The organism is Rhodoferax lacus (assembly GCF_003415675.1).
Taxonomy (GTDB): domain Bacteria; phylum Pseudomonadota; class Gammaproteobacteria; order Burkholderiales; family Burkholderiaceae_C; genus Allorhodoferax; species Allorhodoferax lacus.
In genome coordinates this window covers 16137-36956 of the sequence record NZ_QFZK01000008.1, presented here as the reverse complement: position 1 = coordinate 36956, position 20820 = coordinate 16137, and the positions used below count along the sequence as shown (strand labels likewise).

The 20820-nt window shown below is 64.8% G+C and carries 18 protein-coding genes; 2 read left to right on the top strand and 16 right to left on the bottom strand.

What is annotated here, in order from left to right; all coding sequences use genetic code 11:
* Positions 1-35: 35 nt before the first annotated feature.
* The 5 genes from DIC66_RS13390 to ssb all read right to left on the bottom strand — a co-directional run bounded on the left by DIC66_RS13390 (position 36) and on the right by ssb (position 6028).
* Positions 36-1205 carry a beta-barrel domain-containing protein gene (locus DIC66_RS13390; RefSeq protein WP_117178027.1) on the bottom strand — a complete coding sequence of 390 codons (1170 nt, stop codon included), beginning with the start codon at positions 1203-1205 and terminating at the stop codon, positions 36-38.
* Positions 1202-3391: an ATP-binding cassette domain-containing protein gene (locus tag DIC66_RS13385; RefSeq protein WP_199534746.1), complete on the bottom strand. Its 2190-nt coding sequence runs from the start codon at positions 3389-3391 to the stop codon at positions 1202-1204. The genes DIC66_RS13390 and DIC66_RS13385 overlap by 4 nt, the downstream gene beginning before the upstream one ends.
* Positions 3388-4905: a TolC family protein gene (locus DIC66_RS13380; RefSeq protein ID WP_117178023.1), complete on the bottom strand. Its 1518-nt coding sequence runs from the start codon at positions 4903-4905 to the stop codon at positions 3388-3390. Before DIC66_RS13380 ends, DIC66_RS13385 begins: the two co-directional genes overlap by 4 nt.
* Before the next feature lie 210 nt (positions 4906-5115).
* A complete protein-coding gene (locus DIC66_RS22920) occupies positions 5116-5448 on the bottom strand; it encodes a hypothetical protein (protein ID WP_147321310.1) in 333 nt (110 codons plus the stop codon).
* Positions 5449-5527: 79 nt separating this feature from the next.
* On the bottom strand, positions 5528-6028 hold the full coding sequence (gene ssb / locus DIC66_RS13370; protein WP_117178019.1) for a single-stranded DNA-binding protein: 501 nt from the start codon (positions 6026-6028) through the stop codon (positions 5528-5530).
* A gap of 152 nt (positions 6029-6180) precedes the next feature.
* Between ssb and uvrA the strand changes: the two genes are divergently transcribed.
* A complete protein-coding gene (gene uvrA, locus DIC66_RS13365) occupies positions 6181-9228 on the top strand; it encodes an excinuclease ABC subunit UvrA (protein WP_117178017.1) in 3048 nt (1015 codons plus the stop codon).
* Between the two features lie 35 nt (positions 9229-9263).
* Here uvrA and DIC66_RS13360 read toward each other — a convergent pair whose 3' ends face one another.
* From DIC66_RS13360 to DIC66_RS13335, 6 genes are read right to left on the bottom strand one after another with little or no spacing between them, the layout of a single operon-like run.
* On the bottom strand, positions 9264-9656 hold the full coding sequence (locus tag DIC66_RS13360) for a hypothetical protein (RefSeq protein ID WP_117178015.1): 393 nt from the start codon (positions 9654-9656) through the stop codon (positions 9264-9266).
* Positions 9657-9687: 31 nt separating this feature from the next.
* A complete protein-coding gene (locus tag DIC66_RS13355) occupies positions 9688-10974 on the bottom strand; it encodes an NAD(P)/FAD-dependent oxidoreductase (protein ID WP_233505916.1) in 1287 nt (428 codons plus the stop codon).
* Between the two features lie 40 nt (positions 10975-11014).
* A complete protein-coding gene (locus tag DIC66_RS13350) occupies positions 11015-11266 on the bottom strand; it encodes a 2Fe-2S iron-sulfur cluster-binding protein (RefSeq protein ID WP_117178011.1) in 252 nt (83 codons plus the stop codon).
* Positions 11263-12411 (bottom strand): NAD(P)/FAD-dependent oxidoreductase, encoded by a 1149-nt coding sequence (locus tag DIC66_RS13345; RefSeq protein WP_117178009.1) that lies wholly within the window; start codon positions 12409-12411, stop codon positions 11263-11265. The genes DIC66_RS13350 and DIC66_RS13345 overlap by 4 nt, the downstream gene beginning before the upstream one ends.
* Positions 12411-13358 (bottom strand): 4-hydroxyproline epimerase, encoded by a 948-nt coding sequence (locus tag DIC66_RS13340; RefSeq protein ID WP_117178256.1) that lies wholly within the window; start codon positions 13356-13358, stop codon positions 12411-12413. Before DIC66_RS13340 ends, DIC66_RS13345 begins: the two co-directional genes overlap by 1 nt.
* A gap of 11 nt (positions 13359-13369) precedes the next feature.
* Positions 13370-14284 carry a dihydrodipicolinate synthase family protein gene (locus DIC66_RS13335; RefSeq protein WP_117178007.1) on the bottom strand — a complete coding sequence of 305 codons (915 nt, stop codon included), beginning with the start codon at positions 14282-14284 and terminating at the stop codon, positions 13370-13372.
* A gap of 62 nt (positions 14285-14346) precedes the next feature.
* On the opposite strand from DIC66_RS13335, the gene DIC66_RS13330 reads away from it, so the two are divergent.
* A complete protein-coding gene (locus DIC66_RS13330) occupies positions 14347-15060 on the top strand; it encodes a GntR family transcriptional regulator (protein ID WP_117178005.1) in 714 nt (237 codons plus the stop codon).
* 61 nt (positions 15061-15121) lie between these two features.
* On the opposite strand, the gene DIC66_RS13325 is transcribed toward DIC66_RS13330, so the two are convergent.
* From DIC66_RS13325 to DIC66_RS13305, 5 genes are all read right to left on the bottom strand, one after another.
* Positions 15122-16690, bottom strand: a complete 1569-nt coding sequence (locus tag DIC66_RS13325; protein ID WP_117178254.1) for a DUF1501 domain-containing protein — start codon at positions 16688-16690, stop codon at positions 15122-15124.
* Between the two features lie 11 nt (positions 16691-16701).
* Positions 16702-18540, bottom strand: a complete 1839-nt coding sequence (locus tag DIC66_RS13320; protein ID WP_117178003.1) for a DUF1800 domain-containing protein — start codon at positions 18538-18540, stop codon at positions 16702-16704.
* Positions 18541-18667: 127 nt separating this feature from the next.
* Positions 18668-19480 carry a hypothetical protein gene (locus DIC66_RS13315; RefSeq protein WP_117178001.1) on the bottom strand — a complete coding sequence of 271 codons (813 nt, stop codon included), beginning with the start codon at positions 19478-19480 and terminating at the stop codon, positions 18668-18670.
* Between the two features lie 12 nt (positions 19481-19492).
* On the bottom strand, positions 19493-20113 hold the full coding sequence (locus DIC66_RS13310; protein WP_117177999.1) for a glutathione S-transferase family protein: 621 nt from the start codon (positions 20111-20113) through the stop codon (positions 19493-19495).
* A complete protein-coding gene (locus DIC66_RS13305) occupies positions 20110-20811 on the bottom strand; it encodes a glutathione S-transferase family protein (RefSeq protein WP_117177997.1) in 702 nt (233 codons plus the stop codon). The genes DIC66_RS13310 and DIC66_RS13305 overlap by 4 nt, the downstream gene beginning before the upstream one ends.
* Positions 20812-20820: the final 9 nt, after the last annotated feature.

Sequence of the window (20820 nt, the reverse complement as noted above, 5' to 3'; positions counted from 1 at the left end):
CTTTTAGTAAATCGCCTTTTCAACTATTCAAATAACTAACGCTCAATCAAAGCGCCACCAAAAGCCTTGAAGATCGGTTTTGCCATGTAGTTCAGGACCGAGCGGGTTCCAGTGCGTATGTCTACGCTGACGGTCATGCCGGGCTTGACCACGATGTCGCGCGCCTTGGGGTTGTTACCTTGGGAATGCGGTAAATGAATTTTTGCGCGGTAGTAAGTTTGTGACTGCCCGCTTTGTCCCACCTCGGACAAAGTGTCCGGGCTGATATAGACCAGCTCGCCGTGCAGCATGCCGTAGACCGAGTAGTCAAAGGCATCCAGCTTCACACTCACCGGCAGGCCCACACGCAGCTGTCCCACGTCCGAAGGGTTGATCTTGGCTTCGATGATCAGGTCGTCATCGGTGGGGGCGATCTGCATCAGCTCATCGCCGCCGCGCAGCACGCCGCCTATGGTGGTGACCTTCAGGTACTTGATGACGCCTGCCACCGGCGCGCTGAGCTCGGTGTGGCCCAGCACGTCACGGCGCTCGGCCAGTTTGGCGTTCACCGAGGCCAGGTCTTCTTCGATCTTGGCGGCCTCGGCGCTGGCCTCCTGGCGGTACTTGTTGCGCGACGCGGCCAGACGCCCCTCCAGCTCTGTCACCTGGCGGCGTGCGCGCAGGGCTTCGAGCTGGCTGACATCACCGTCCTTGAGCAGGGCCTCGGTCATGTGGAGCTCCTCGCGCGCCATGGACAGGCTCTGGCTGCCGGCCTTGAGGTCTTCTTCCAGCGTGCGCTTCTTTTGCTGGTACAGCGCCTGCTGGGCGGCCACAAACTCCGGGTAGCCCTTGAACTCCGGGCCAAAGGCGGGGGCCTGCAGACGGGCCTCGGCACGCGCGCGGGTCATGGCAATGGTGAGTGAGGCCACCTTGTCGCGGCTCTCCTCAAACCCGGCCTCGGCGCGGCTCTTCTCCAGCACGGCCAGTACCTCGCCCACCTTGACTTGCTGGCCCTCCACCACCCGCAGCTCGGACAGCACCCCGCCGTCCACCGTCTGGATGATCTGGGTGCGGGCGCTGGAGATGATCTGGCCGCTGGCGCGCACGCCCTGGTCAATCTCGAAGCTGGCGGCCCAGGCAATGAAGAGCAGCAGGGCGGCGGCCAGCAGCACCATCATGGAGGGGCTGCGCCAGCTGCTTGTGTGTTCGGTGAAGGGGCGGCTCATGCGCGGGCTCCGGTGGTGGCCAGGGCGCTGCCCACAGGCTGGGTGGGGCTGGCCTGGGTTGGTGGCTGCGTCTGGGGTGGTGTTTGGGGTGGTGTTTGGGCTTGGGGCGGCGGGTTCTGCAGGCGCGCCAGCACCTGGTCCCGGGGGCCATCCATCAGCACCTGGTGGTTGGCAATCACGATGAGCCGGTCCACCAGCTCCAGCAACTCGCCCTTGTGGGTGACCAGCACCAGGGTGTCCTGGCTCTGTACCGATACCTTCAGGGCCTCGGTGACCTGCTGCTCCAGGCTGCGGTCCATGGAGGCGGTGGGCTCGTCGAGCAGCCAGATGGCGGGCTGGCGCAGGAACACGCGGGTGAGGTTGACCAACTGGCGCTGCCCGCCCGAGAGGCCGGTGCCGCCCTCATGGATGTCCTGCTGCAAGCCCTTGGGGTGCACCGCAATCACTGCGTTCAGGAGGCCGGTGCGTTTGGCGGCCTCCAGGATGGCGGTGTCGCCCGGGTCCAGCAGGCCCAGCACCAGGTTGTCGCGCAGGGTGCCGGCAAAGAGGCGCCCGTCCTGCTGCAGGTAGCCAATGCGCTCGGCCAAGAGTGGCTTGGAGATATGCGAGAGCTCCATGTCGTCAAGCAGGATGCGCCCGCCCTGGGGCTTGTACATGCCGCTGAGCAGGCGCAAGAGCGTGGTCTTGCCACCACCGATGGGGCCGATGACGCCGATGCGCTCGCCCGGCTGGATGGTCAGGGCCTTGATCTCCAGGGCCTTGTTGCCACCGTAGGCGCTGCTCACTTCTTCCAATTTGTAGTGGCCGCGCACCGCATCGGGCACCAGCGGGTGCTCACAGCCATGGTGGTCGTCCTGCAATGCCCAGAGCCGGTCCAGTCCCATGAGGGCGGCCTTGGTGTTGGCCCACTGCACCAGCTGGTTGGGGATCATGCCCGCGGGGGTGAGCACCCGGCCCGAGAGGATGGAGCAGGCAATCAGCGCACCCATGGTGAGCTCGCCCTTGCTGACCAACAGGGCGCCCGAGGCCACCAGCAGCACGTAGGAGATCTGCTGGAAGCTGGCCATGAGGTGCTGGGCGTGCTCCTGGATGGCGCGGCTCTGCATCTCGTAGTCGCGCGCCTCGTCGGTGGTCTGCATCCAGCGCGAGAGCATGCGCCAGCCACCCTGGCCGGACTTGATGGTCTCGGCCCCTTCCACGGCCTCCACCAAGAGGCCGGTCTTGCGGTTGCCCGCAGCCGTGGCCTTGCGCGCAAAGGCCTCAACCCGAGCGCGGTAGTACAGGCCAATGGCCACCGAGAGCACAAAGAAGGCCAGCGGGATCAGGGCCAGGATGCCCGATATCAGCATGATGAGCACCAGGAACAGGATGGCAAAGGGGGCGTCCACCATGAGCTGCGAGGTAAGGGTGGTCAGGAAGCCGCGCACCGATTCATAGCCCCGCATCTGCGCAGCCAGACCGCCCACGCTGCCGGGCAGCTGGTCCAGGCGGATGGAGAGAAAGCGCATGTAGACAGCGCGCGAGAGGCGTTTGTCCACCTCGTCAATGAGCCGCTCGTACAGCCCTGAGCGCACGCGCTTGGCCAGGAGCTCGAAGCAGGTGGCAAAGACCACGCCCAGGGTGAGCACCAAGAGGGTCTGGCTGGCACCGGTGGGCACCACGCGGTCATAGACCTGCATGCTGTAGAAGGAAGTGGCCAGGGCAATGAGGTTGATCACGATGCCGCCCAGGGCTGCGTCGATGAGCATCTTCTTGTTGGCCAGCAGCTCTTCACGCACCAGGCGCAGCACCGGGCTGTTGCTGGCCTCATAGGGCTTTTGCAGGCGCAGGCGGGCCGCCTGGCAGTCGGCCAGGGTGGCGGCGTCCAGAGAAACCTCGCTCCACTTCTGGGCCTGTGCATCCACCCACTCCGAGACCCACTGGCCCTGGCCGTTGATGCCACGCAGAATGCCCCAGCCGCGCTGGGCATGGTGCAAGAGGGCGGGCACGGAAGAGGCATCGGGCCTGCGCAGCCAGGTCGCAGGCTTGACTTGCAGGTGGCGGCAGACGGTGGCGATCCGGGCTTTCGGATCCTGCGTACCTGCGACTTCAAAGGCTGCCTTACAGGCCTCGTGCAGGGCCACGCGGTCTACCGCTTCAGCCTGCAGTTGCGCCAGGCGGGCCAGGGTATAGAGAAGTGAGTTCACCAAAGGCCTTCGCTGTTTTTGAGGGGGTGAGTGATGTCAGAGGCGCCCACACCAACACCAAAATTGAGGGGGTCAATAGAGGGGGCCATACGCAACAAAATTGCATCCGCTTCACCTTGTGCGTACAAGGGAATTTCGGTCTCTACTCCGGCGGCCAAAGTGACCACGGACTCATCAGGCTCTGCTGCACGCATACGGACCGGTGAAGGCGTGGCAACGACCGCGCCTGAAGACAGAGCTGCGATCAAAACATCGTCTACACCGCGCCCGACGATGGCCATGCGCCAGGTCACCAGCAATTGGGCGGCTTTGGCGTCGCCGATCTGGGCTTCGAGCTGGGCGAGCTCGCGGGCGGCATTCATCACATCTGTCCAGGTCTTGCGCCCGGCTACAAACTGGCGGTTCCAGGCACGGGTGATGTTGTCGGCTGACTCCAGCGACGCTTGCAAGGCCATGAGCCGCAACTGCCCGGTTGCAGCCTGCGCGTAGTCGGACTGGATTTGTTCGCCCAGGCTAAGCCGTGTGCTGTCGATGTCCGCCAGAGCGGCCTGGTAACGCGCTTCGGCGCCGCTGACCTGAGAGAGCGTGGACAGGCCTGCGCCAAAGCGGCTGGAGAAGCCCACGAAGTAGCGGTTCAAGGTGGGCGTGCCCGGTGTGGCGTAGCTGCCGTATTGGCTCTCCGCGCGCAAATAGACTTCGGGCTTGAGGTCGGCTTTGGCGCTGGTGACTTCTGCCTCGGCAATCTGCGCCTGCGCCTGCAGCTTGATGACGCCGGGGTTTTGCGCCTGGGCCTGCTCCAGCAGTTCCTGTGCGCTGGCGGCAATGGCCTGGGGCGTGCTGAGGGTGGCGGCCATGTCCCGGGCTTGCAGGCTGTGACCCAGCAACTGGGACAGGCGCCCCAGTGCGGATTGCTCCTGGGCCTGCGCGGTCGACAGATCGGCCTCGGTTTGTTGGGCGCGCCCCAGCAGCAGGGTCAGGTCGCTTTGGGGTGAGACGCCGCCGGCGATGCGCCGGTTGATCTGGTCCTGCAAGGTCCTGTGGGCCTTCAGGCTTTTTTCGTAGGCCTGGCGCTTGAGCAGTGCGCCTAACCAATCAGCATAAAACTGAACAACCCGCAGTGCCAGGTCCTGACGCACGCTGTCGAGCGTGGCCTGGCTGGCGACTACCGCAGCCTTTGCCCGGTCCAGCCCTGCTGTTAACCTGCCGCCGGTCCACAAGGGCTGTTGCAAACGCAGGGTCGTTACATTCTTGTCGCCAAAGGAGGGGTAGTTGGGGTCCAAGCGGCTGGCATCTACCTGCTCAAAGCCAATCGAGGGAGTGGGGTAGAACTGCCACTCAGCACCCTGCACCGCTTCCTTTGCAGATTCTCCCAAAGCACGTTGCGAGCGTACGGAAGGGTGGGAGATGAGAATGCTGTCTATGAGCTCGGGGAGAGACTGTGCAATGCACGGCGACCAGACATTCAGAACAAGGAGCGTGGCAAGCAAAACACGCAGATCACGGGTCTTCGTCATTCACGCAATCCCGGCAACAAGTGACTCATAACGACACACCCAAAATCGAAAGATCGGATGGTGTTTCAGCGCTCAGAACCACGTATCAGCATTTGTCCGTGCAAGGACATTTCATAAAGGCTTTACCGAATCAACTATGCACGTCGGAAGCTTGGTTCCGTTTTTGAAAAATCAGAAAAGGGGAATGGTGTAATGCAAGGGGCCAGCATGCTAGGAACGGCGGACTGTGCTAGTGGAGCCTGGGTTGTTCTCCATGGGATTCTCTTTGCTTTTTTCTTCCACATAGTCGCTAATCAGTCTGATGCAGTGGGTGACCACTGCATCATCAAAGTGCCTGCGCTGCTGCTTCAACAAGTCACTGATGGTGGTCAGGAAGTTGATCGCCTGCTCTGACTCTGCAGCCAAGGTCTTGTGTACTGTCGATTTCGCTTGAATCATATTTCTGCTCCTGGCCTTGCAAACCAGTACGGATTGGGGATCCATTTGGTGCACAGCAAGCTTCGTGCGAATTGCAGAACTTTCGCCTTCTTTTTGTTCACTCACGAACAGAATCGAAAATAAAAAGGCCCTGATGAATCAGGGCCTTTTGTTTGATTTTTGCCGACTGGTTTGCGGCGCTTCCTCAGAAGGGAATATCGTCATCCATATCATCAAAACCGCTGGCCGGACGCGGTGCTGGAGCTTGGCGCGCAGCCGGTGCAGGCGCCGCTGAACGCGGTGCCGGTGCAGGTCGGCGGGCGGGCGGTGGTGCCGAGCCTTCATCCCCATCGTTCGGTCCGCCCATACCTTCACGCCCGCCGAGCAGTTGCAGTTCGGTAGCCACGATGTCCACCGTGCTCTTTTCAACACCGGCCTGGTCGGTGTACTTGCCGTACTTCAGGCGGCCTTCTACATAGATAGGGCGGCCCTTGCGCACGTACTCGCCAGCGATCTCGGCCAGGCGGTCGTAAAAGGTGACGCGGTGCCATTGGGTGTCTTCAATGGTTTCGCCGGTGTTCTTGTCCTTGCGGCGGCTGCTGGTGGCCACGCTGACATTGGCCACGGCCTGGCCGGAAGGCAAATAGCGGATTTCGGGGTCGCGGCCGCAGTTGCCGACCAGGATGACTTTGTTAACGGATGCCATGTTTTTCTCCAGAATGTGGGCTGATTATCTCTGCTTGTCGGACCGCTCTGCAAACCGGCCACATACCCCTGGCAAAGGCGATGCCGTAGAGTCCGGGCAACACGGGGCGGTACTGACTATCATGGAGGGTTGTTTTCCACCCGGCCCCTGCTTTGAATTCTCCTACCGACGCCCTCCCCCTTGATTCCACAGCCCAGGGCACCTACCTGGGGCGCGCCCTGCAGCAGCAAAGCATCAGCATCCGGGGGGCACGCACGCACAACCTCAAGAACATTGATCTGGACATCCCGCGCAACCAGCTGGTGGTGATCACGGGCCTGTCCGGCTCAGGCAAGTCCAGCCTGGCCTTTGACACGCTGTACGCCGAAGGCCAGCGCCGCTATGTGGAGAGCCTGTCCACCTACGCACGCCAGTTCCTGCAGGTGATGGACAAGCCCGATGTGGACATGATCGAGGGCCTGTCGCCCGCCATCTCCATCGAGCAAAAGGCCACCAGCCATAACCCGCGCTCCACCGTGGGCACGGTGACCGAGATCCACGACTACCTGCGCCTGCTGTTTGCCCGCGCCGGCACGCCTTACTGCCCCGAGCACCAACTGCCCCTGCAAAGCCAGACCGTGAGCCAGATGGTGGACACGGTGCTGGCCCTGCCCGAAGAGACCCGGCTGATGATTCTGGCGCCCGTGGCACGCGAAAAAAAGGGCGAGTTCCTGGACGTGTTTGCCGACATGCAGGCGCAAGGCTATGTGCGCTTTCGCGTCAACGGCGCGATCTTTGAATACGACGAACTGCCCAAGCTCAAGAAGACCGAGAAGCACGACATCGATGTGGTGATAGACCGCATCAAGGTGCGTGCGGACCTCAAGCAGCGCCTGGCCGAGAGTTTCGAGGCCGCCCTGCGCCTGGCCCAGGGACGCGCCATTGCGCTGGAGATGGACAGCGCAAAGGCCGAAGACGGCGGCAAGCCGGTGGAGTATCTGTTCAACGCCAAGTTCGCCTGCCCGATCTGCAGCTACTCCATCAGCGAGCTGGAGCCGCGGCTGTTTTCCTTCAACTCTCCGGTAGGCGCCTGCCCCAGTTGCGACGGCCTGGGGCAGCAGGAGTTCTTTGACCCCGAACGTGTGGTGGCCTTCCCCACACTCAGCCTGGCCAGCGGCGCCATCAAGGGCTGGGACCGGCGCAACGGCTATTACTTCGCCATGCTGGAGAGCCTGGCCAAGCACTACAAGTTTGATATCGACAAGTCCTTTGACTCGCTGCCCGAGGCCGTGCGCCAGGCCATTCTGTTTGGCTCGGGCGAGGAAGAAATCAAGTTCCATTACGTGGTGGACTCCGGTGCCTCCCAAGGCAAGAAGATGGCGAAGAAGCATCCCTTCGAAGGCATCATTCCAAACATGCAGCGGCGCTACCGCGAGACCGACTCGGCCCTGGTGCGCGAGGACCTGGCGCGCCTGCGCAGCACCCAGCATTGCCCGGAGTGCGACGGCAGCCGCCTGCGCATCGAGGCGCGTAACGTGAAGATTGGCGAGGGCGACCAGGCCCGTGCGATCTTCGAGATCAGCCGCGCCACGCTGCGCGAGAGCTTTGCCTATTTCAACCAGCTCACCATGCATGGTTCGCGCGGCGAGATCGCTTCCAAGGTGATACGCGAGGTGGGCCTGCGTTTGAAATTTCTCAATGACGTGGGCCTGAACTACCTCAGCCTGGACCGCAGCGCCGAGACCCTGAGCGGCGGCGAATCCCAGCGCATCCGCCTGGCCAGCCAGATTGGATCGGGCCTGACCGGTGTGATGTATGTGCTCGACGAGCCCAGCATAGGCCTGCACCAGCGCGACAACGACCGCCTGATCGACACCCTCAAGCACTTGCGCGATATCGGCAACAGCGTGCTGGTGGTGGAACACGACGAGGACATGATGCGCGCGGCCGACCACGTGATTGACATGGGACCCGGTGCCGGCATCCACGGCGGGCGCGTGATTGCACAGGGCACGTTTGACGATGTGAAAGCCAGCCCCGAATCCCTCACCGGCCAGTACCTGGCGGGCACGCTGAAGATCGAAGTGCCCAAGCGCCGCACACCCTGGCTGCCCACGGTGCAACCGACGGCCGCAGAAAAGAAGACGCAGGCCAAGGGTGCCCCCAGCAAGGCCGCCCTGGCCTGGGCTGAGCGCCATGCCGCGCACCTGGCCACGCAGGGCGACCTGCAGGCCATTCGCATCACCGGCGCCAGCGGCCACAACCTCAAGCACGTGAGCGCCTCTTTCCCCGTGGGCCTGCTGACCTGCGTGACCGGCGTGTCGGGCTCCGGCAAATCAACACTGGTGAACGACACGCTGTACACCGCCGTGGCGCGCCAGCTCTACCGCGCCCATGACGAGCCCGCGCCGCACGAATCCATAGACGGCATCGAGCACTTCGACAAGGTCATCAATGTGGACCAGTCGCCCATTGGCCGCACGCCACGCAGCAACCCGGCCACCTACACCGGCCTGTTCACGCCCATCCGCGAGCTGATGGCCGAGGTACCCACGGCGCGCGAGCGCGGCTACAGCGGCGGGCGCTTCAGCTTCAACGTGGCCGGTGGTCGCTGCGAGGCCTGCCAGGGTGATGGCATGGTGAAGGTGGAGATGCACTTTTTGCCCGACGTGTATGTGCCCTGCGATGTATGCGCGGGTCAGCGCTACAACCGCGAAACACTGGAAGTGCTCTACAAGGGCAAGAACATCGCGCAGATTCTGGAGCTCACGGTGGAGGCCGCGTATGACTTCTTCCAGGCCGTGCCCACGATTGCGCGCAAGCTGCAAACCCTGCTGGATGTGGGCCTGAGCTACATCAAGCTGGGGCAGGCCGCCACCACCCTGTCGGGCGGCGAAGCGCAGCGCGTGAAACTGGCGCTGGAGCTCTCCAAGCGCGACACGGGCCGCACGCTCTACATCCTGGACGAACCCACCACCGGCTTGCACTTTGCCGACATCGCGCTCTTGCTCAAGGTGCTGCACCAGCTGCGCGATGCGGGCAACACGATTGTGGTGATCGAGCACAACCTCGATGTGATCAAGACCGCCGACTGGCTGATCGACATGGGGCCTGAAGGGGGTTCGGGCGGAGGTACGGTGGTGGGCGTAGGCACGCCGGAAGACATTGCAGCGAACCCGGCCAGTTTTACCGGGCGCTATCTGGCGAAGCTGCTGGCATAAAACGCCGGCTGTCGGCCGCAGGGCGCCAGGGTTACCTACGATGCAGCTTGCACCAACTGCGCGTGCCGGGCGGCCAGCACCTGCAGCGCAGACGGGCTTGGATTGGCCTTGCCCAACTCCTGGCAAACGGCCGCTGCAATACGCTGCGCCAGCAACAGCTGTGCCTGCTCATCCGCCGCGGCACACTCCGCGCAAAAAAGTGCCTGCTTGCCCGACATGTACTGGAAGGCCGCCAGCGGCGACCAGTTGCTGCCCATGCAGGCCTTCAACTGCGCGATGGATTCCTCGATGCCCTGCCCTGCAGCAATGGCCAACACCACGGCGGCGCACCAGCGCGTCTTGGGCAGCAGGTCGGGCGCCAGGGCTTTTTGTTGGGCCAGCTTGCTGGCGAGTGTCTTGCTGGGGGAGTGGGATTTGCTTGTAGCCATGGCCCAAGTATCGCGCCTGGTAGCGCAGTGCTCAGTCAGGGCCTGCGGACAACGGATCAGCTTCTGCCGCCAGTGTCGCAATGCGCGCGGTGGCAAACGGCAGGCGTGCCTCAGGGCTTTGCCAGCCGTACAGAAACTGCGCAGCCGTGCCGCACACCTTGCCCTGGCAGGCGCCCATGCCACAGCGGCTGGGGATCTTGGCCTCGGTCCAGCTGCTGTAGTGCTGCAAGGTGCCGTGGCTGACGTCTTCGCAGCGGCAGACCAGGGTGTCGGCCTGCGGCAATTTCTTCAACCCCTCGTCCAGCGCAAAGCATGTGTTGGCGTGCGCGGCAAAGGCGCTCCAGTAGGCGCGGTCTTTCTCGAAGGGCCGCGCCTTGTGCGTCTGCCCGATCGCGGCCAGGCCTGCGATGCTGCCCTGCGCCAGGGCGCGCTCGCAGCCGCCTATGCCGGTGCATTCGCCGGCTGCAAAGATGCCGGGCATAGAAGTGGCTTGGTGTGCATCCACGTGAATAGCATCCACGTCGCCAGTGGGCGCAATGCTGCAGCCCAGCGCCTGCGCCAACGAAACATTGGGCACCAGGCCGTAACCCACAGCCACGCGATCGCACTCCAGATGCACGGTGCGGCTGCCCTGCTGCACTGTGACCGATTGCACCTGGCCCTGCCCTTGCGCCGACAGCACCGTGGACGAGGTGCGGTAGGCCGTGTCGCGCAGCTGCAGCGCCTGCACCAGCTTGGAAGGCCACAGCGGCAGCTTCCTGGCGAAGCTGCTGACGCGCGCCAGCGACACCCGCTCGGCCACCAGCAGCACCCGCGCGCCGGCCTTGCGGGCCGTTGCCGCCACCGCAAACAGCAAGGGCCCGCTGCCCGCAATGACGATGCGTTGCCCGCGCACCGGCAGGCCGCCCTTGATCAGCGCCTGCAAGCCACCGGCACCGGTCACACCCGGCAGCGTCCAGCCCGGGAAGGGCAGCAGGCGCTCACGTGCGCCAGTGCACAGAATCAAGGTTTGCCAGCGGATGTGCAGGGCGCCGGAATCCGCTTCCACCAGCAGGGTCTTGGCCTCCAGGATGCCCACCACCTTGGCCGATTGGAGAACACGGATGTTGGGCAGCGCCGCCACCGCGCGCTGCAGGGCCGTGGCCGCTGCGGGCAGGTCCGCAAACGGTCCGCCACGCCATATCTGGCCGCCGCTCAAGGGGTTGTCGTCCAGCACCAGCACCTGCGCGCCGCCACTGGCTGCGGCCTTGGCGGCTGACAGGCCGGCGGGGCCCGCGCCTATGACCAGCACTTCGCAGGACAGGGTTTGCGCAGGCAATGGGTTCACGGCGACACCTCCGTGCTGCTGAATGCGGCGCTCATGGCAAGCGCTCCACCTGCATGCCATCCACGCACAGGGTCTGGCAGGCCAGGCGCACGCGGCCGTTCACGCGCACGCGGCACTCCTGGCAGATACCCATGCCGCACAACGGGGTGCGTGCTTCGCCGCTCACCGAAGTGCGCGTGGCAGGCATGGCGGCCAGGGCCAGGGCGGCGGCGACCGTCACGCCGGACGTGACCGTGATGGCGCGGCCGTTGATCTGCAGAACCACGGAAGGTGCTGCGTTCATGACGGGCCTCCCGCAGGGTACGCACCCGCAGCGACTGCTGCGTGAACCTCCGCACCAAAACGCGCCAGCGCATAGGGTGCGCTGTCGATGGGCGTTGGTGCGCCGGTCATCAAGGCGGCCAGGATATCGGCCGTTCCGGTGGCGGTGGTAACACCTAATCCCTCATGGCCCACGGCCAGCCACAGGTGTTCGTTGGCCGGATGGCGGTCCAGGATAGGCAGGCTGTCGGGCGTGGCGGGGCGCTGGCCGGTCCAGCTGCGAATGGCATTCAGGTCCGCAATGCCGGGCATGTAGAAACAAGCCCGCTGCAGCATGCGTGCCAGCATGGCGGGATCAACACTGCGGTCTTCTGTATCAAACTGGCGCGACGAGCCGATCAGTATCTGGCCGGTCGGGCGCGGCTGCACATTGAAGGCCACGGACGGGCCCTCGCTGTGGTGGGCGCTGGTGATGTAACCCAACTCCACCAGCTGGTGCGTGAGCGCGCCGGGGTAGCGGTCGGTGATCAGCAGATGGCCCTTCTTGGCGCGCACGGGCAGGCCTGGTACCAGCTGCATGGCCTGCAGGCCGGTGGCCAGCAGCAACTGCGGCGCTGTGAGCGTGCTGCCGTCCTCCAGCCACACGGTGTTGCCGTCTATGCGCGTCACCAGGCCACGCTGCACCGTCACGTGGTCAGGCAGCAAACCCAGCAGCCAGCGCGCGGCATTGGGCGCATACACAGTGCCATCGCCCGGCACCAACAGGCCACCAGCCAGGCCGCTGCGCAGACCCGGTTCGGCCGCGGCCAGTTGCGCGGCCGTGAGCAGCGAACAGTCCAGGCCGTGTTGCAGCAGGCGTGTGCGCTTGTCTTCGGCGCCGGCCATTTCTTCGGCATCGGCCGCCACCCAGACCGTGCCGCAAGCATGGAAAGCGCAGTCGGCGGGCATGTGATGGGCCAGGGCCGCCCAGGCCGCCACCGAGTACTGGCTGAGCGCCATCTCCGCGGCGTTGTCATCCATCACCACCAGGTGCCCCATGCCCGCGTGCGTGGCGCCTCCGATGCCGGAGTCGATCACCCGCACGCGTTGGCCGCTGCGTGCCAGCGCGTGGGCGCAGGCCGCACCGATGATGCCCGCGCCGATGACGATGACATCAGGCTTGTGCATCAGGCCGCGCGTATGCCCCAGGCAAATGGGTCGCTGTCGCTGACCAGCAGCGTGGCCTCGGCGCACACATGGGCGCTGCCGCGCAGGGTGGGGATGATGTGGCCGGAGCCGTCATCCACGCGCTCGTAGCGGGCTTCAAACCGGCTGCCAATCACACTGGCCTGCGTCCACGTCGCACCCGGTGCGAGCTTGCCATCGGCCGCCAGACAGGCCAGCTTGGCGCTGGTGCCGGTGCCGCAGGGTGAACGGTCGTAGGCGTTGCCGGGGCAGAGCACAAAGTTGCGGCTGTCGGCTCCCTCGGGGTCTTTGGCAAAGAGTTCGATGTGGTCAATCTCGGCACCGTCGGCACCGCTGATGCCGTTGACGGCCAGGGCGTGCTTGAGGCGCGTGGTGTAGTCGGTCAGCAACGCGGCGTTGTCCAGCGCAATGCGCTGGCCGTGGTCGCTGACCAGAAAGAACCAGTTGCCACCCCAGGCCACATCGCCGTGCACCAGGCCAAAGCCCGGCACCTCCACGGCCACTTGCTGCAGGTGGCGGTAGGAGGGCACGTTGCGCACGCTCACCGTGCCGTCGTCGTGCAGGGTGGCTGTGACATCGCCCACCGGGGTTTCTATGGTGTGCTCGCCCGGGCCAATGCGCCCCATGTGCGCCAGCGTCACCACCAGGCCGATGGTGCCGTGGCCGCACATATTCAGGTAGCCGGTGTTGTTGAAGAAGATGACGCCTGCGGCCGCATCACGCGACACGGGTTCGCACAAGAGCGCGCCCACAATCACGTCGTTGCCGCGCGGCTCCAGCACGGTGGCTGCGCGCCAGTCGTCAAACTGTTCGGCCAAGAGCGCCCGGCGCTCGGCCATGCTGCCGTAGCCCAGGTGCGGAAAGCCCGCCACCACCAGGCGCGTGGGCTCACCCCCGGTGTGCGAATCGATGACGCTGATGCGCTTCATGCTGCACTCGCTCACATCACCGACTGGTATTTTGTGGGCCGCGTGGCCAGGGCCTTGGCCACCACCTGTTCGATGTACGCACGCTCAGGCCCTACCAGCGGCAGGCGCGGGCGGCGCACGTATTCGGTCCCCACACCCACCAGCGCGTCGATCAATTTCAGGTTTTGCACCAGCTTGGTGGACACGTCCAGGTGCAGCATGGGCGTCATCCACTGGTACAGAGGCAGGGCCTCGGCAAAGTTGCCGGCCTTCATCAGGTCATACAGCGCCACGGTCTCGCGCGGGAAGGCGCAGCCCACACCAGCGAGCAGGCCGTCGCAACCCAGGGCCAGGCCTTCATAGGCCAGGTCATCCACACCCAGAAACAGCTGGTAGCGCGTGCCCAGCGCGTTGCGCAAATCCGTGATGCGGCGGATGTTGTCGGTGCTTTCCTTGATGGCGTGGATCCACTGGCAGTCGGCCAGTTCCTGCATGTGTTCGGGCTTGAGGTCCACGCGGTAGGCCACCGGGTTGTTGTAGACCATGATCGGCTGCTGCGCGGCTTCAGCCATGGTGCGCACATTGAGCATGGCTTCGCGCGCGTCAGCCATATAGATCACCGAGGGCATGACCATGAAGCCCTGCACGCCCAGCTTGTTGGCGCCGTCGATGTAGCGCAGCGCCTCGCGCGTGCTGGTCTCCGACACATTGGCCAGCACAGGCACGCGGCCGTCGGCGGCCTCCAGGGCGATCTGCGCCACTTGCAGCTTTTCTTCCAGGGTGAGCGTGCTGGCTTCACCCAGCGAGCCGCAGGTCACCAGGCCGTGGATGCCGTTGCGGATCTGGAAATCGATGTGGCGGGCCGTGCCCTCGGCGTTGATGCTCTCGTCCGCGTTGATCTTGGTGGTGATGGCGGGGAATATGCCTTGCCAGGGGGTGTTTTTCATGCAATGCTCCGGTGGAATTAAATATGTTGTTAATATATTAACGCAGATGGGAAAGGAACGCCATGGCCACCACAACAAAAAAACCAACACCAGCGAAAGCCAGGCCTGCTGTGGCCAGCGCCAAAGCACCTGCCACAGCCCCCAAGCGCCGCGCCGCCGACGTGGCCTATGAGACGCTGGAAGAGCTGATCTCCACCCTGCAACTGCAGCCCGGCTCGCAGGTGGTGGAGGCCGAGCTGGTGCAGCGCACGCAGCTGGGCCGCACGCCCCTGCGCGAAGCGCTGCTGCGCATGGTGTCCACCGGGCTCATCGTGCAGCAGCCCCGGCGCGGCCTGCTGGTTTCCGGCATTGACCTGGCCGATCACCTGGATGTGGTGCAAACGCGCCGCGTGTTGGAGAGCCTGATAGCAGCCTGCTCAGCGCGCCGCGCCAGCGAGCAGCAGCGCAAAGACATCGTGCTGTGCGCCAAACGCATGGTGCGCGCGGCCGCTGCCGACCGGTTGGACGACTACATGCACGCCGACATCGCGCTGGACCGCGTCAACCACGCAGCCAGCCAGAATGCCTCGGCCGTGAAGGCGGTGGTGCCGCTCATCGTGCAGTGCCGCCGCTTCTGGTATGCCTACCGCCACGCCGGTGACATCACGGAAGGGGCAGCGGCGCATATGCAACTGGCCGAAGGCATTGCCTCGGGTGTTGAGGCAGAAGCGGTGGCCGGGGCCGAGCGGCTGAGTGACTACCTGCTGGGCTTTACCGAGCGGGTGATTGCCAATTAGCTGCCACGGCAGCCCACCACGCGCACCAACAGGCGCACCAGCAGCCACACAGGCTGCGCACCTACTTCATAAAGCCCAGGTACTTGGGATACAGCAAGCTGCCACCGGTCCAGTTCAGCGTCACGTTGTTGAAGTTGACGATGTTGGGCAGCACCGTGGCCATCTCGCTGTCATCCACCCCGAACCACCTGGCCAGCGTGGCGGCGTACTGGTCCACCGAGGTGGTGGGCAGCAGGCGCCCCTGCCCCACATGCCACTGGTTCTCCGGCAGGTACTTGCCAGCGCCGTCCTTGGTGTCCTTGTCGCTTACCGGGGGCGGTGTGCCGTAAAACTTTTGCCCGTTCACCGCGCCGCCCACCACAAAGTGGTGGCTGCCCCAACCATGGTCTGAGCCGTCGCCATTGGAGGTGAGGGTGCGGCCGAAATCCGAGGCGGTAAAGGTGGTGACCTGGCTGGACAGCTTGACCGCCGGGTTGCTACCGGAAGCCGGCAGGTAGTCGGTGTCATCGAGCAACTTGTAAAACGCGGCAATGGCATCACTCACGCTTTTGAGCAGGGCCGGGTGCTGGGCGATCAGGTTGTCGTGCAGGTCAAAGCCGCCTATCGACACCATGAACACCTGGCGCTTGGCCTGCAGCACGTCGCGCCCCTTGATCAGGCGGGCCACCATCTCAAACTGCTTGCCCAGGCTGTCGGTGGGAAAGGGGTAGCCGGGGAAGGCGGTGGCCGGGGCGGTAAAGGCTGTCAGCGCCAGCGCGCTGCTGACATCGAGTTCGGCCCCGATGGCGCGGCTGGTCACGGCGTTGTAATCGCGCTCGAGCTTGTGGGCGGGGCTGACATCCGAGACCAGATTCTTGATGATGCCCGGCAGGGCTGCGTTGCCAAACACGGTGCTGTTGCGCGCGGCCTGGATCTTGATGGCGCCGCTGGTGCTCACCTGGTACTGCAGGGCGGAGTTGCCCGACAGAAACACCGCATTGCCCGTGACCGACATGCAGGTGAACAACGACTTGGGGTTGGACGCCATGCCCAAATCCCCCATCTTGCCGCCCCAGCCCACCTTGGTGCCTTCGGCCGAGGACGACTGCCACACCGACTGCTGGTCGTTGTGCGAGAACAGCTGCGGCGGGCGCGGGTAAATGGTGGCCGAGGCGTTGTACTGGTCGCGCGTGAGCGGCTTGACCAGGGGGCCCACATTGAGCACCACGGCCGCCTTGCCTGCGTTGAACAGGCCAGCCATGGCAGTCATGCTGGGGTGCAGGCCGTATTGCCGCTGCACACCCTGCAGGTCCACCGGTATGTCGGGAGTGGCCGGGCTCAGCACAGTGGGTGCGGCAGTGACAGACGCCAGGGGAATAGCAATGCCGTTGGTGGCGCCGCGGATCGCGTTGTATTGGGCGTAGCTGGCAATGTCCACGGGGATGACGGTGTTGGCGTAGTCGTTGCCGCCATAGAAGAACACACACACCAGCGCCTTGTAATCGGTGGCATTGCTGCCGCCATTGAAGGCTGCGGCGTCACCGATGGCTGCCAGGTTCAACGCCCAGGGCAGGGCCGTACCGGCGGCCGCCAGACCTGTGCGCTTGAGGAAGGCACGGCGGCCTGGGTCATTGAGGTCGGAAGAGGTCATGGCGCTCGGCTTCATTTCTGGATCAGGTAGTCGGAGCAGGCCATCACCATCAGCACGGCCGCACAGACGCGATTGCGCCGGTTGGTGGCCGTGGTGGTGGTGCTGGTCACGGCGCCGGCCATGGCGCCCACCGCAGCGGTGATGGTGGCGGCCGTGGCGGTGGACAGCTGGCCCGCGCACAGCAGCAGGTTCAGGCGCGCCACCAGGGCCGTGGGCGGGTTGTCAAAGGCCAGGCCCAGCTCGGCGCTATAGGCGGCCTTCATGTCGCTGTTGCCGTTGATGCCCCGGTCTATGGCGCTGTTCATCATGTAATTGAGGTAGCCCCCCACACTGCTTTCATTGACGAGCTGGAACTCCGGCGCCGCCTTGCCAGTCGATAGACTGGTGGTGGGCGGCACATAGCCGGGCCGGAAGAAATTGAACACGCTGGGTGAGCGAAGCGGGCTCTGGCCCAGCTGCGTGCCGGGGTTGCTCAGGTCCCCCACCTTCCAGGTGCCAGCGGCCGATGCCACACCGAAGGTGCGCGCCCACTGCACCAGGCGCACCATGGGTTCGCGCAAGCGCCCGAATTCAGGCGCCTGTGCGGGGTTGGCATTGAGCGGATTGCGGGCCTCGTCATCCAGCAGGATGGCGGCATACACATAGGCCAGATCGCCGCGCACGCCCAAACCGTTGTCGACAAACTTGGCCGCCACACGACCCACATAGGCGTCGCTGGGGTTGCTGGTCACCAGGCGCTGAATCAGCTGCTTGCAGATGAACGGCGCAATGTTCTGGTGCTCGAACAAGGTGTCCAGGGCCTTGTTCAGGGCGGTCGTGGGGTTGGTGCTGCCCCCAATCGTCACGCCCAAAAAGGTGGCGTCGGACTTGGAGTGGTTGCCGTCGCTGTTGTTGATCGTGTTGGTGGTGATCTTGAGCGGCAGGCGCACGTAGTGCGTGCTGGGCACGGTGCGCGTGCCTCCACCCGTCTGGGCGATGACCGTGGGCTGGTTCTGCGTCTGGTCAATGTCATAGCCAGTCAGCACGCGCGCCAGATTGCTCACGTCACTGGCGGTATAGGTATCCGGGCTGCCCGCCAGCGGTGTCCCGTCCGGGTTGAGCTTGATCAGGCCCAGGGTGAACAGCTGCATCACTTCGCGCGCATAGTTTTCGTCGGGCTGGCGGCCGGTGGCAGTGTCTTCCTTGCGGTTGCCCTTGGTGTTGAGGTAGTAGCCCATGGCCACGTTCAGCGTGATGGCGCCCAGCAAGTCGCGGTAGTTGCCAAACGCGTGGGTGTTGAGCGTGTCCCAGTACTGGGCAATGGCGTGGCTGCGCCAGCTGAAGTCCAGGCCGCTGAGCGATACCACCAGAATCTCGGACAGGGCCAGCGCCATGCGCTTGCGCGCGGCATCGGGAGAGGACATGAGCTGGCTCCAGACCATGTAGTCGCCCGGCGCGGTGCTGTCGTAGAAGTTGCCCGTGCTGTTGACGTTGCCATAGCCCTGGGCATTGAGCCAGTCCCAGCCCAAGATGCCCGAGGGCTTGGCCACCTCGGCCTCCAGCCAGCGGGCATAGCCCAGGGAGCGCACCGATGCGATTTCGGCGTCCGACGCTGAGAACTGCGCCTGCTGCAGGAAGCGGCTGGCCTGTGCCTCGGTGACAGAGCCAAGCTGGGTATAGCCACTGGTGTTGAGCGTGATACGGGTGCCCGCGATCACCGGCGTTGCCACGCTGGCATCGGAAGATGCACCGCCGCCACCGCCACAGGCCGCCAAGCTGGCAGAGGCCAGGGCGGCCAGCGCCAGACCCGGCAACGGAGTCGGCTCGCCCTCGGGCGTTGGAGTGGGCATCGGGCTGGCGACAGGTCCCATTACATCTTGCACGGCGAATTCCCTGAATTGGTCTGCGCTATTGGCAGTTTTGCTGCACTTTACGTGCAAAGGCGCAAAGCAACGCCATGGCCTTGCAATTGCTTACGATATCCAGACAGCCTGGGAACTACATGCGCATATGCGGGTTGGCGCTTGCTGGCAAGGGCTTGCCGGCAAGCCAGTCGGACAACAGCCCGCTGACCTGCCCGCCTTGCGCGGCATGCCACAAGAGTGCAGGCGGCAGCACGCGCGAGGCCGGTGCAGCACCGGGCAACTGGTAGACCAGACTGGCCAGCACCTCAGCCACTACCGCCACGCGCACCGGTTGCTCGGATACCGGCACCATCAGGCGCAACTGCCGCAGCACCCAATCGGCCAGACGCTGTGGCCAGGCCGATGCTGCGGTTTCACTGCCCTGCGCCTGCCCATCGCGGGCCATGCGCATGAACACCAGGTGGTCGAAGCCCAGTGCGGCCACTGCCGCTTCGTCCAGATTGGCCAGCCCGTGCAGCAGCGCCTGGGGCAGCAGGGCTGGCGTGTGCGGAACGGCAATGACCAGCTGGCGCACGCCGACCGCATACAGCACCTTGGCCAGGGCCAGCACGTCGGCGGGTTGGGGGCGCACAAAGGCATCGTCGCGGCCATTGGCGTGGCGCACGCGGTCGAACACCAGCACGGCCGCCCGGGGCGCAAAGGCCAGCAAGCCTGGTGCGTTGTGCAGCACGGCGTGCAAACCGCGCAGGCCGGGGGTAATTTGCTGGTGCACGGCCACGCCTACGGTGGCACCACCCGCTTGCGCCAGCATGGCCTCCAGCACCGCCGAGCCCAGTGGTCCGCCACCGCCCACCACCAGCACCCGCAAGGACGGCTGGGCCCGCAGGGCTTGCTCCGCGGCACCGGGGCGCTGGGCAGCCTGCAAGGCCTGGAGCAGGTCCGCCACGGGCTGGCCCGCTTACACCGCGGCGCTGGGCCGTTCGGCCACCCGGTCGCGCCAGGCCTGCAGCGCCTGCAGGCCGTTGCGCGCAGGGGTGAACTTGATGAGGCCGCGCGCAAACTCCAGCGCGCAAAACGCGGTGATGTCGGCAATGCTGAAGCGCTCGCCCGCCATCCATGCCTGCTGCTGCAGCAACTGGTCAAAGACCTTCGCGGTTTCCAGCAGCTTCTCGCCCTGCGAGCGGCCAAAGTCGGCAAACTGCGGCTGCTCCAGAGCGGCCAGACCGGGGTGGGTGTGGCGTATGGCGTTGGCGATTTGCAGCAGCAGGGTGAGCTCCACGCGGCGGTCGGCCATCTCTATGAAGGCGCGGGTGGTGGCGTCCTCGCCCATGAGGTTGGGCCCAGGGTATAGGCCTTCCAGGTAGGTGCAGATGGCGCGGGTTTCGGTCAGCACACGGCCGTCATCGAGCTCCAGCGCAGGCACTTTGGCCAGCGGGCTTTTGGCCAGGAATTCCGGCGTGCGGTGGGCGCCTGCGTTCAGGTCCACGTTGACCACCTCGATGCCGGTGATGCCCTTCTCGGCGATGAACATCAGCACCCGGCGCGGGTTGGGGGCGCGGTGGGCGCTCAGCAGTTTCATGCTTTGCTCTGTCCCATCTCGACCATGGTGCGCGCACCGGCGGTGAACTGGCGCACGGCCTCGCTGTCTTCCTGGTTCAGGTCGCGCTCCGAGGGCGGCGCCAGAATGCCGCGCTGCACCGCCGGGCGCTGGCGTATGGCGCCCATCCAGCGCTGCAGATGCGGCAGGCCATCCACCTCCACGCCCGACCACTTGTGGGTGCGCACCCAGGCCCAGTTGGCGATGTCGGCAATCGAGTAATCACCGGCCAGGTATTCGTGGTGCTGCAGATGGCCGTCGAGCACGCGCATCAGGCGTTTGCTCTCACCCTGGTAGCGGTCAATGGCGGGCTGGATCTTCTCGGGAAAGTAGCGGTAGAACACATTGGCCTGGCCCATCATGGGGCCGATGCCGCCCATCTGGAACATCAGCCACTGCAGCACGCGCGAGCGGCCTTTGGCGTCCGTGGGCATGAGCTGCCCGGTCTTCTCGGCCAGGTAGATCAGGATGGCACCGGACTCGAACACGGCAAAGTCTTCGGCCTCATGGTCCACGATGGCGGGAATGCGGCCGTTCGGATTGAGGGCCAGAAACTCCGGCTGCTTCTGCTCGTTTTTGGACAGCTCCAGCACCTTGAGGGTGTAGGGCAGCGCCAGCTCCTCCAGCGCAATCGAGACCTTGTGGCCGTTGGGGGTGGCTGCGGTGTAGAGATCAATCATGGGGCGCTT

What these genes read in the sequence shown, in the direction of transcription:
- DIC66_RS13390 (WP_117178027.1), bottom strand. Translation starts at nt 1,205, where the DNA reads ATGAGCCGCCCCTTCACCGAACACACAAGCAGCTGGCGCAGCCCCTCC.
- DIC66_RS13380 (WP_117178023.1), bottom strand. Translation starts at nt 4,905, where the DNA reads ATGACGAAGACCCGTGATCTGCGTGTTTTGCTTGCCACGCTCCTTGTT.
- ssb (WP_117178019.1), bottom strand. Translation starts at nt 6,028, where the DNA reads ATGGCATCCGTTAACAAAGTCATCCTGGTCGGCAACTGCGGCCGCGAC.
- DIC66_RS13360 (WP_117178015.1), bottom strand. Translation starts at nt 9,656, where the DNA reads ATGGCTACAAGCAAATCCCACTCCCCCAGCAAGACACTCGCCAGCAAG.
- DIC66_RS13350 (WP_117178011.1), bottom strand. Translation starts at nt 11,266, where the DNA reads ATGAACGCAGCACCTTCCGTGGTTCTGCAGATCAACGGCCGCGCCATC.
- DIC66_RS13345 (WP_117178009.1), bottom strand. Translation starts at nt 12,411, where the DNA reads ATGCACAAGCCTGATGTCATCGTCATCGGCGCGGGCATCATCGGTGCG.
- DIC66_RS13340 (WP_117178256.1), bottom strand. Translation starts at nt 13,358, where the DNA reads ATGAAGCGCATCAGCGTCATCGATTCGCACACCGGGGGTGAGCCCACG.
- DIC66_RS13335 (WP_117178007.1), bottom strand. Translation starts at nt 14,284, where the DNA reads ATGAAAAACACCCCCTGGCAAGGCATATTCCCCGCCATCACCACCAAG.
- DIC66_RS13330 (WP_117178005.1), top strand. Translation starts at nt 14,347, where the DNA reads ATGGCCACCACAACAAAAAAACCAACACCAGCGAAAGCCAGGCCTGCT.
- DIC66_RS13325 (WP_117178254.1), bottom strand. Translation starts at nt 16,690, where the DNA reads ATGACCTCTTCCGACCTCAATGACCCAGGCCGCCGTGCCTTCCTCAAG.
- DIC66_RS13320 (WP_117178003.1), bottom strand. Translation starts at nt 18,540, where the DNA reads ATGGGACCTGTCGCCAGCCCGATGCCCACTCCAACGCCCGAGGGCGAG.
- DIC66_RS13310 (WP_117177999.1), bottom strand. Translation starts at nt 20,113, where the DNA reads ATGAAACTGCTGAGCGCCCACCGCGCCCCCAACCCGCGCCGGGTGCTG.
- DIC66_RS13305 (WP_117177997.1), bottom strand. Translation starts at nt 20,811, where the DNA reads ATGATTGATCTCTACACCGCAGCCACCCCCAACGGCCACAAGGTCTCG.